This is a genomic window from Pseudoalteromonas sp. XI10 (assembly GCF_001469895.1).
Taxonomy (GTDB): Bacteria; Pseudomonadota; Gammaproteobacteria; order Enterobacterales; family Alteromonadaceae; genus Pseudoalteromonas.
The window spans coordinates 80,189-89,749 of record NZ_LOPY01000045.1 but is presented as its reverse complement, the minus strand read 5'-3'; the positions used below and the strand labels follow the sequence as shown (position 1 = coordinate 89,749).

Here is a 9,561-nt window from a genome sequence, read left to right as displayed (position 1 = left end):
CTTCGTTTCCGCTCGACTTGCATGTGTTAGGCCTGCCGCCAGCGTTCAATCTGAGCCATGATCAAACTCTTCAATTAAAAGTTTTTTGAAACCGAAGTTTCGTGCTCAATGAATTCTGAATTTTGATATCTTTCGATATCGAATTGACTGTGCTGAAACAAGTAAACTTGTTTCTGTTGGTCACTCAGTTCAATTGAGACTCTAAATTTGTTTGCGTTACTTAGTAAACTAAGTTTCGCTGTTAGAACTCAATCTGTACGAGTGCCCACACAGATGATTGCTTTATATTGTTAAAGAACATTTGAGATACTTTCGCGTCTCAAGGGCTGTGCATTTTACGCAAGCCGTTATTTTTGTCAACACTTAATTTTGAGAAAAGTTTATTTTTTCAAAACTCAGTTTTACTTGACTCAACCAACTCGTCGTTTTGCTTTTTTGTAAGCAGTCCGCCGTGTCGGTGGATGCGCATTATAGGGAGATCCAAATTGAGATCAACTGTTTTTTGAAGTTTTTATGAAAAAAACGACTGTTCGCGCAAAATACGAACGAAACGGGTAAAAATAGCACTAAAAAAGGCCCCAAAGGGCCTTTTAACGTTATTTTACTATGAGCTTCCAACCTACTTTTGCTTGTAGCTTGGACTCTAGTTGCAGTTCACTGGCCATTAATGGGTGATATTTTAACCAATCACCATCAAATGTCAGTGTCAGGGTGTTTTTATTAACACTGAGATCAATCGCTGGTAGTACATCATCTTGGCGACGCATTGATAAGATCACAGCGATCCGCACAACTCTTGTTAAACACTCTGCGAGTACTTGATGACAGCCCAAGTGAGCAAAGTTGTTTTTAATAAGATCAGCACGGTGTTCACTAGCAACAGCGGTAATTAGTTTATGCTCAGATTGCGAGAATCCTGGCATATCAGTATTTTCTATAATGTAAGCTGTGTGCTTATGATAAAGCTTGTATTCTATTAGTAAGCCAATCTCGTGCAATTTTGCTACTGTTCTTAGTAATGCGATTGCATTTTCATCGATTGATTGCCATTGCCCCATGACACTTTTTGCCAACTGCTCTGCAAGTTGCGCAACCCGACAAGCCTGTTTTTGATCTACATGATAGCGACTCATTAAACCATCAACTGTACGCTTGCGGATGTCGTGGTTATGAAGCTCTGGCACCATGCTATATAAAACACCTTCACGCAATGCACCGCGTGCAAGACCCATTTGTTTTATATCTAGAGATTCAAACAAGGCGATCAAGATAGCGAGGCCAGAAACAAACACTAGACGACGCTCTTCACTCAAGCCAGGAAGCTCAAGATCAGCAATTGTTTCAAATTGCACTGATTGCTCTTTAATAGCGAGAAGTTTATCAAGCGTTAAAAGCTCATCTTGGTTTTGTGCAACCATGATTTCTTGAATCGCTTGTACTGTGCCTGACGCGCCGCTCGCAATTTGCCATCCAGTTGCTTGGTATTCATCGACTATTTCTGCAACCACTTCACTTGCAGCTTTAATTGCAGCAGCAAAGTTTTCATTACTGAGCTTTTGATCTTTGAAGTAGCGTTCTAGGAAGGTAACACAGCCCATATGCAGGCTTTTATAATGCAGTGCATCAAAGCCCTGACCGATAACAACTTCGGTACTGGCTCCGCCAATATCGATAACCAGTTGTTTACCGCTGCAAGCTGAGGTGTGCGCCACGCCTTTATAGATTGTCTTAGCTTCTAGCTCACCGCTGATAACATTGATTTTATGACCAAGGATCTGTTCAGCTTTATGCTTGAATACATCAGCATTGCTAGCAAGACGTAAAGTTGCGGTCGCAACAATTGTGATGTTTTTCTGTGGTATGTCTTGCAGACGTTCAGCAAACAAGGCTAGGCATTCCCAACCTCGTTGCATGGCTTCAGTGCTAAGGACGTTGTTTTCATCAAGCCCTGCAGCAAGCCTTACTTTACGTTTGACTCGACCGATCGTTTGTAGACCGCCAGCAATCGATTTAGCGATCAGCATATGAAAGCTATTTGATCCTAAGTCGATTACTGCATACACATTTTTTTGCGGTTGAAGTTGCCCCACCGTTCAAAAACCTCTAGTTACTACTAAGTCTTCAACAACGGCCGTTTATTACGACCGTGATTTCTGGTAACTATTATTTGGTCGACGTCCGTTGTTATTACGATTACGTGGGCCTGTAGAATAGTTCCGCTTTTTCTGAATAGTAGGCTTAGTTAAATCATCAAGCAATGCACTTTTATCATAATGTGATAATGGAATGCTGTGTTCTATATATTGCTCAATTTCGTGGAGATTATAGGCATACTGTTCACAGGCAAAGCTAATAGCGTGTCCTGATGCACCAGCACGTCCGGTACGACCAATACGGTGTACATAGTCTTCACAATCATCTGGCAAATCAAAATTAAATACATGACTTACTTCTGGGATATGTAAACCACGAGCTGCAACGTCTGTTGCTACTAAAAAGTCTAAATCGCCTTTGGTAAATTGAGCCAAAATTGATTGACGCTTTTTCTGGTTTACATCACCGGTTAATAACCCAACTCGGTGACCATCGGCTTTCATCCATGCATAAACATTCTCACAACTGTGTTTCGTATTTGCAAACACAATCGCTTTATCTGGCCATTCTTCTTCAATTAAAGTTAACAGTAACTTAATTTTGTCATCTTGTGATGGATGGAATAGCTCTTCTTGAATACGCTTACCTGTTTTTACATCAGGTTCAACTTGTACGTGCTCTGGGTTAGTCATATGTTCAAAGGCTAATTCCTGCACACGATATGACAAGGTTGCAGAAAATAATAGGTTTAGTCGCTCAGAGGTTTCTGGCATACGTCTAAACATATAACGAATATCTTTTATAAAGCCTAAATCGAACATGCGATCAGCTTCATCAAGTACTACAACCTCGATTTCATTGAGGGTATAGCAGCCCTGTTTATATAAATCGATTAGGCGTCCAGTAGTACCAATTAAAATATCAACGCCTTTTTCTAGTTGTGCACGTTGTTTTTCGTAATCTTCGCCACCATATACTAATCCTAAGTTAAGATTACAGTGTGGCGCTAAAATTTTTGCATCTTTGTGTATCTGAATCGCCAGCTCCCTTGTTGGGGCCATGATCAGGGCTCTTGGATGTTTACTAGATGCTTTGCTAGATTGTAATAACCGATGGCATGTGGCAGTTAAAAACGCCAACGTTTTGCCCGTACCTGTTTGCGCTTGGCCCGCAATATCGCGGCCTTCACAAATAAAAGGTAGGCATTTCGCTTGAATGGGTGTGCAATATTCAAACCCATTTTCGGTTAAACCGGCAACCACTTCCGGTGCGATAGCAAAGTCTGAAAACTTTTTATCGGTCAAATGTGTCTTAGTCATAGCGTTTAAGCATAACGTTTAAACTTGCAATAAGAAACAAGAGTGTTTAAATACGCATTAAATATTTCGCCTAACTAATCGGAGATCGCAATGAGCGAGAAAATTATTCAATTAACTGACGATAGCTTTGAAGCTGACGTACTACAATCAGACAAACCTGTACTTGTTGATTTTTGGGCTGAATGGTGCGGACCTTGTAAAATGATCGCCCCTATTCTTGACGAAGTAGCTGGCGAGTTTGATGGCCGAGTTACCGTTGGTAAACTTAACATCGACCAAAATGCAGGCACACCACCAAAGTTTGGTATCCGTGGTATCCCTACATTACTTCTTTTCAAAGATGGTCAAGTTGCAGCAACTAAAGTTGGTGCACTTTCTAAAACTCAATTAGTAGAGTTTTTAGAAAACAACATCTAATGAAAATATAAAAAAAGGGCTTTTTGCCCTTTTTTTAGCTTTATTTTGTTTAAAGACTGGACGCCTTGCTAGTGACCTGCTAGTTTATAAAGCCAACTAATCCTTAGTTATACCAACAAACCTCACTCATGTATCAAACGATGATTTTGAGTATGACAATTGTAATAAAGAACCCACCAATATGCATTTACGCGAATTAAAAGACAAGTCTATCAAAGAGCTTGTAAACTTAGCTGAGTCCATGGGGCTCGAAAACGTAGCCCGTTTAAGAAAACAAGACATTATTTTCGCCATCCTTAAAGCGCACGCTAAAAGCGGTGAAAATATCTATGGCGGCGGTGTACTAGAGATCTTACAAGATGGTTTTGGTTTCTTAAGATCATCTGAAGCATCTTACTTAGCCGGCCCAGATGATATTTATGTATCACCGAGTCAAATCCGTCGATTCAGCATGCGTACTGGTGACTCAATTTCAGGCCTTATTCGTCCACCTAAAGACGGTGAACGTTACTTCGCACTATTAAAAGTAAATGAAGTAAACTTCGACAAACCTGAAAATTCTCGCACAAAAATCCTATTTGAAAACCTTACCCCACTGCACGCAAACGAACGTTTACGTATGGAGCGTGGTAACGGTAGTACTGAAGACATCACAGCACGTGTACTTGATTTAGCCTCACCAATTGGTAAAGGCCAACGTGCACTTATCGTTGCGCCGCCAAAAGCCGGTAAAACGATGCTACTGCAAAACATTGCGCAATCAATCAGCTATAACCAACCTGATTGTGAGCTAATGGTACTTCTAATCGACGAACGTCCAGAGGAAGTTACAGAGATGCAGCGCCTTGTAAAAGGTGAAGTAGTTGCTTCAACGTTTGATGAGCCTGCAAGCCGTCACGTTCAAGTTGCTGAGATGGTAATTGAAAAAGCGAAGCGCCTGGTTGAGCACAAAAAAGACGTGGTTATCTTACTTGATTCAATCACACGTCTTGCTCGTGCCTACAATACCGTAATCCCATCATCAGGTAAGGTATTAACTGGTGGTGTTGATGCAAACGCATTACACAAACCAAAGCGTTTCTTTGGTGCTGCTCGTAACGTAGAAGAAGGCGGTAGCTTAACAATTATCGCAACGGCTCTTATCGATACCGGTTCGAAGATGGACGAAGTTATCTACGAAGAGTTCAAAGGTACAGGTAACATGGAATTACACTTAAATCGTAAGATTGCTGAAAAGCGTGTATTCCCAGCGATTGACTTTAACCGCTCAGGTACGCGTCGCGAAGAGTTACTCACTAAACCTGATGAACTACAAAAGATGTGGATCTTACGTAAGATCGTTCATGAGATGTCAGAAATTGATGCCATGGAATTCTTAATTGATAAGCTTTCAATGAGCAAAACCAATGATGAATTCTTTGACTCAATGAAACGTCAGTAACTATTACTAGTTTTTAAAAAATGCCTGTTTAATACAGGCATTTTTTTTGCGTAAAACTAAGGACATAACACCTTAAAAGTTATACTTTTACAGAATAAGTTTATTGGTAATAAATAGAAATTTGTTCTATACATTATAGGATTAAAAGGTAAGGACCCCCTCAATGACTCGCATTAAAGTAGCTGTAGTTCTATTCTTAGTAAGCTTACTTAGTTGTATTGCTAGTTTTACTGTATTTGATTTTTCTACTACTGCTATGGCTGTGCTTACACTTGTTGTAATCATTCCATGGCTAGCTTTGATTGCTTTTGTTTATACAACGGATAAAAAGCAACAAGATCATTTAAGCTACTTTGTTAAGCAGATTACTTCTGAGCAAGGCATCGATTTCACTTTCCGTTTTGACGAAAATGATCGTCAATTACCACAAGCTTGTCATGCCCTCAATGCAAGCCTGACGATGGTTGAGCACATGCTTGGCGAAATATACTCGTCATCTGCCCGCTTATTACCTATGGCTGATGCACTTCGTGATACCTATGCATCGATGACTCAAAAAGCTACCATCCAAGATGCTCATGGTATTGATTTAGCAGATACTATTACCCGCACCATTGAAGTATCTAAAGAGCTAGATAGAAGTCTAGAACAAATTTTTAATTCAGTATCTGATGCCACTAAATCAGTACAACAAACCCGTTTAGACACAGATAAAAGCCAGGCGAGTCTTATCAAGCTTGCCGATAATATTAACCTCACCAGTGAGCAGATTATTTTACTTAAGCAAGATAGTGATGCGATTGGCTCAGTTATTGATGTTATCAATAGTATTGCCGAACAAACTAATTTACTTGCGCTAAATGCTGCCATTGAAGCTGCGCGTGCTGGCGAGCAAGGACGCGGCTTTGCGGTGGTCGCTGATGAAGTACGAAACCTAGCTGCCCGCACCAGTAAATCAACACAAGAAGTGCGTGAGATGGTAGCTAAAATTCAGCATAGTACAGAGCAAGCATATCAATTAATGCAAACCGCACTTAAAGAAACCGAGCGCACGGTTGAGTTATCTGAGGCATCAACTAAAGAAACCAATAAAATTGAACAAGCGATGTTAGAAATTAATGCGTTTTCTGAGAGTGTTCATGAGCAGGTTGCTATGCAAAGTCAAATGTCAGATGAAGCACAAACCAGTATTGATGCAATGGTTGAGCTCAACTCTGATGCACTTTCAAGTTCACAAATACAAGCTGTATCGAGTAAAGACTTGGTTCGCCTTGCCCATACCTTAGACGATAAGCTTTCGATGTTTAATATCACACCACCAGAAACCGATCACGAACAGCGCATCGATCGCTCACGCTTCGATACCAATCAAGAAATTGAGAAAATTCAAGACGGTGATATTGAGCTGTTCTGATCAACCGATGCGTTATGTAGTTGCTCAAGTAGCTGAGCAACTAAGCTTGTTAAGTCAGTAAGTTTATTTTGCTTTAACGCCGACTCAAGTGCCATGGCACTCATCGCGACATCATTCAGCTCAAACATTTTAGCCGCGCCACCTATACGGTGAGCATCCTGCTGTAAATTAAACAGTTCATGAGCAGCAAAATGCTGTTGTATCAATGCGCTTTCATGCTCAAAGCTATTGATAAAGCTTGCAACTAAGTCACTCATATCATGCTGAGACTTAGTTGTGTTACTGTCTTTTTTGCAATGCTTAGCAAGTTGCGTGTAAAACACTTTTTTATCAATCGGTTTAGCAAGGTAACCTGTAAAACCAGCTTCAAGGTAACTGTCGATTTCGTGGCTAATTGCATTGGCAGTTAATGCATATACAGGCTGGGTAAAGCCACACTCTTGTAGTAGTTTCAGTGCATTTAATCCATCTAGCACTGGCATTTGAATATCGAGCAGCACCACATCAGGGAATTCCTTTAGACAATACTCTACAGCTTGCTCACCATTTTCTACCGCAATAACCTCAAGACCCATCGACTCTAAATAACGAGAAATTAAACGGCGGTTATCTGGGTGATCTTCAGCAAGCAGCACTTTACCAGACAAGCCTTTTGTTGCTGGCTGCACAAACTTTGCAAGCTCAACTGTTTCCGTGCTTGGTGTATGCTCTTTACACGGCAAGTAAAACGAAAATATGCTGCCTTTATTTAGCTCACTTTCAACACTGATATAGCCACCCATCATCATCGCAAGCTGTTGCGATAGGCTTAAACCAAGCCCGGTGCCCCCAAAGCGACGGCTGATGCTATTGTCGCCTTGTCTAAAACATTCAAAGATTTGCTTAAGCTGCTCAGCATTCATACCAATACCAGTGTCAGTTACACGAAACCATACGCCTTGCTCTACTTTATAGACTTTTAACTCTACTTCACCTTGATTGGTGAATTTAATTGCATTGGCGCATAGGTTGATAAGTATTTGTTTAATGCGGGTAAAGTCGAGCTGACTGTAAAACTGTTCGCCAAGCTCATTATGAAATGAAAAATTCAGCCCTTTATCTTTGGCTTGACCACTAAGCATAGAATGAACATCAGTAAGTAATCGAACTAAATCACCTTCCTTTAGACTTAACTCTAGCTTGTTAGCTTCGATTTTACTGATATCAAGTACGTCGTTAATCAGCTCTTTTAAGTGATCGCTTTGTTTTTGAATAACAGCCAGCTCATCGTTTAACTGCTCTTGTTTATAATAACCGTTCATTAGATTATCGGTTTGGCCTAGGATTGCAGTTAAAGGTGTACGAATTTCATGGCTAATATTTGCTAAAAACTGACTTTTAATTTCATTTGCGCTGCGTAATTGTTCTGCGGTTTCTTCAAGCTCTTTGGTGCGTTTAGCAACCATTAACGAAAGTTGCTCTTTTGCCCCTTTTTCAATGTTACGACGATAAATAGTAATACCCGTCACCACTATCATCACAAACAAGATAAATAGCATAATGCCCAACTGACGTTGTTTAGACATTTCGAGCTCTTGAACATTCTGTAGCTGCTTTAATTCAACAATTTCTTGATTAAGCTGACTTGCTTGGATTTGGCTTTGCAGCTCACCCATCGACTTTAATAATTTTAGGCTTTGCTCGCTTTTAAATGCACGAACAAACTCATCAAAACTAGCAACGGCTGCTGCATAGTCACCCTTACCTGACTTAATTAGGGCCATCATTCCGGCGCCGTCTTGTACTCTCAAATCATCTTTATATTGTTTAGCCATAAAAACTGAGGTAGTTAGAGTGGCCTCAGCTTCAGTGAGCTTTCCTTGTAATAACTCGATTTTTGCTTGTGACAATAAGCCAGCCAGCTCTAATGTTTTATTATCAATTTTTTTTGCAAACTCAACGGCTTTTTCTGCATGACTTAAGGCAAGCTCTAAATCACCGGTGCGAAGATACACATTAGCGATATTAGTGTGGCGTGAAGAGAGAAAGTAAGCGTTATTCGTTTCTTGGTAGTAGCGCAAGGCACGCTGATAGTAGTGTAAAGAAAGTTGATACTGGCCAAGCTCTGAGTAAGCCACACCCATATTGCCATACGACTGAGCAACGCCATCTTCATCACCTAATTTTTGGAAAATTTCTAGTGTTTCTCTATACATATCTAGCGCAATATCATAGCTCGACAAACGAATATAAATACCCGCTATGTTGTGTAAAATGTCGGCTTTATCTTGCTCACTACCATGCTCTTCATATATTTCTTTCGCTTCTTTGTAATATTTAAGCGCTTGATCCATATTGAACATGTCAAAGTAAGCAAGGCCAAGATTACTGAGTAAGTTTGCTTCGGCAATTGGCTCTGGTAGTTTTTCTGCAACGCTTAATGCCTTGCTATACGCAAGCACCGCTTGTTGCATCAAGCCTTGATAATAATAAGTGACGCCTTGCATTTTTAGGCTACGAAAGTAGCGATTTGGCGTTGCTGTAAAACTAGTTGCTTGCTCTGCCAATTGGTAGTTTTTTACCGCCGCAGAGAAATTACCTCTCTCTAAAGCAAAGTCGGCAAGCTGCATGTATATATCGAGGCTTAGTTCTTGATTTGTTGTATTTTGATTAAGCAGCTTTTTGGCAAGCTGTTGCTTTTCTTGCCATTGCTCGGATTGGCTAAATTGCTCAAGTAGCGAAGTGGATGCAAAGCTAGACTGCGAAACAAACAAACTACAGCTGAACAATAAAGCAGTGAGCAAGCTTACACGCAGTGATGTGAACATATGGCAAAATCCCTTAAAATCAACTTAGCCTGAAAATGAAGTTATTTAAGCTCGGCTAAATGCATTCCC

Annotated in this window: 6 protein-coding genes and 1 rRNA gene; 3 read left to right on the top strand and 4 right to left on the bottom strand. The window is 40.4% G+C overall.

From position 1 onward, the window contains the following. The 3 genes from AUR67_RS11820 to rhlB form a co-directional block, all read right to left on the bottom strand. A 16S ribosomal RNA gene (locus AUR67_RS11820) occupies positions 1-77 on the bottom strand; the annotation flags it as partial. A 519-nt stretch (positions 78-596) separates the two neighbouring features. After that, the gene (gppA, locus tag AUR67_RS11815) at positions 597-2,090 is read right to left on the bottom strand and encodes a guanosine-5'-triphosphate,3'-diphosphate diphosphatase (protein WP_058585413.1); all 1,494 of its coding nucleotides are present in this window, start codon (positions 2,088-2,090) and stop codon (positions 597-599) included. A 48-nt stretch (positions 2,091-2,138) separates the two neighbouring features. After that, positions 2,139-3,413, bottom strand: coding sequence for an ATP-dependent RNA helicase RhlB (rhlB, locus tag AUR67_RS11810; protein ID WP_054554680.1), 1,275 nt, complete (start codon positions 3,411-3,413; stop codon positions 2,139-2,141). Positions 3,414-3,503: 90 nt separating this feature from the next. On the opposite strand from rhlB, the gene trxA reads away from it, so the two are divergent. The 3 genes from trxA to AUR67_RS11795 all read left to right on the top strand — a co-directional run bounded on the left by trxA (position 3,504) and on the right by AUR67_RS11795 (position 6,685). Beyond that, a complete protein-coding gene (trxA, locus tag AUR67_RS11805) occupies positions 3,504-3,830 on the top strand; it encodes a thioredoxin TrxA (RefSeq protein ID WP_054554679.1) in 327 nt (108 codons plus the stop codon). Between the two features lie 181 nt (positions 3,831-4,011). Continuing rightward, positions 4,012-5,271 carry a transcription termination factor Rho gene (rho, locus tag AUR67_RS11800; protein ID WP_054554678.1) on the top strand — a complete coding sequence of 420 codons (1,260 nt, stop codon included), beginning with the start codon at positions 4,012-4,014 and terminating at the stop codon, positions 5,269-5,271. 163 nt (positions 5,272-5,434) lie between these two features. Continuing rightward, positions 5,435-6,685: a methyl-accepting chemotaxis protein gene (locus tag AUR67_RS11795; protein WP_058585412.1), complete on the top strand. Its 1,251-nt coding sequence runs from the start codon at positions 5,435-5,437 to the stop codon at positions 6,683-6,685. Here the strand turns inward: AUR67_RS11795 and AUR67_RS11790 are convergent. After that, positions 6,658-9,492 (bottom strand): tetratricopeptide repeat protein, encoded by a 2,835-nt coding sequence (locus AUR67_RS11790; protein WP_058585411.1) that lies wholly within the window; start codon positions 9,490-9,492, stop codon positions 6,658-6,660. The genes AUR67_RS11795 and AUR67_RS11790 overlap by 28 nt on opposite strands. Between the last annotated feature and the right edge of the window lie 69 nt (positions 9,493-9,561).

What these genes read in the sequence shown, in the direction of transcription:
- rhlB (WP_054554680.1), bottom strand. Translation starts at nt 3,413, where the DNA reads ATGACTAAGACACATTTGACCGATAAAAAGTTTTCAGACTTTGCTATC.
- trxA (WP_054554679.1), top strand. Translation starts at nt 3,504, where the DNA reads ATGAGCGAGAAAATTATTCAATTAACTGACGATAGCTTTGAAGCTGAC.
- rho (WP_054554678.1), top strand. Translation starts at nt 4,012, where the DNA reads ATGCATTTACGCGAATTAAAAGACAAGTCTATCAAAGAGCTTGTAAAC.
- AUR67_RS11795 (WP_058585412.1), top strand. Translation starts at nt 5,435, where the DNA reads ATGACTCGCATTAAAGTAGCTGTAGTTCTATTCTTAGTAAGCTTACTT.
- AUR67_RS11790 (WP_058585411.1), bottom strand. Translation starts at nt 9,492, where the DNA reads ATGTTCACATCACTGCGTGTAAGCTTGCTCACTGCTTTATTGTTCAGC.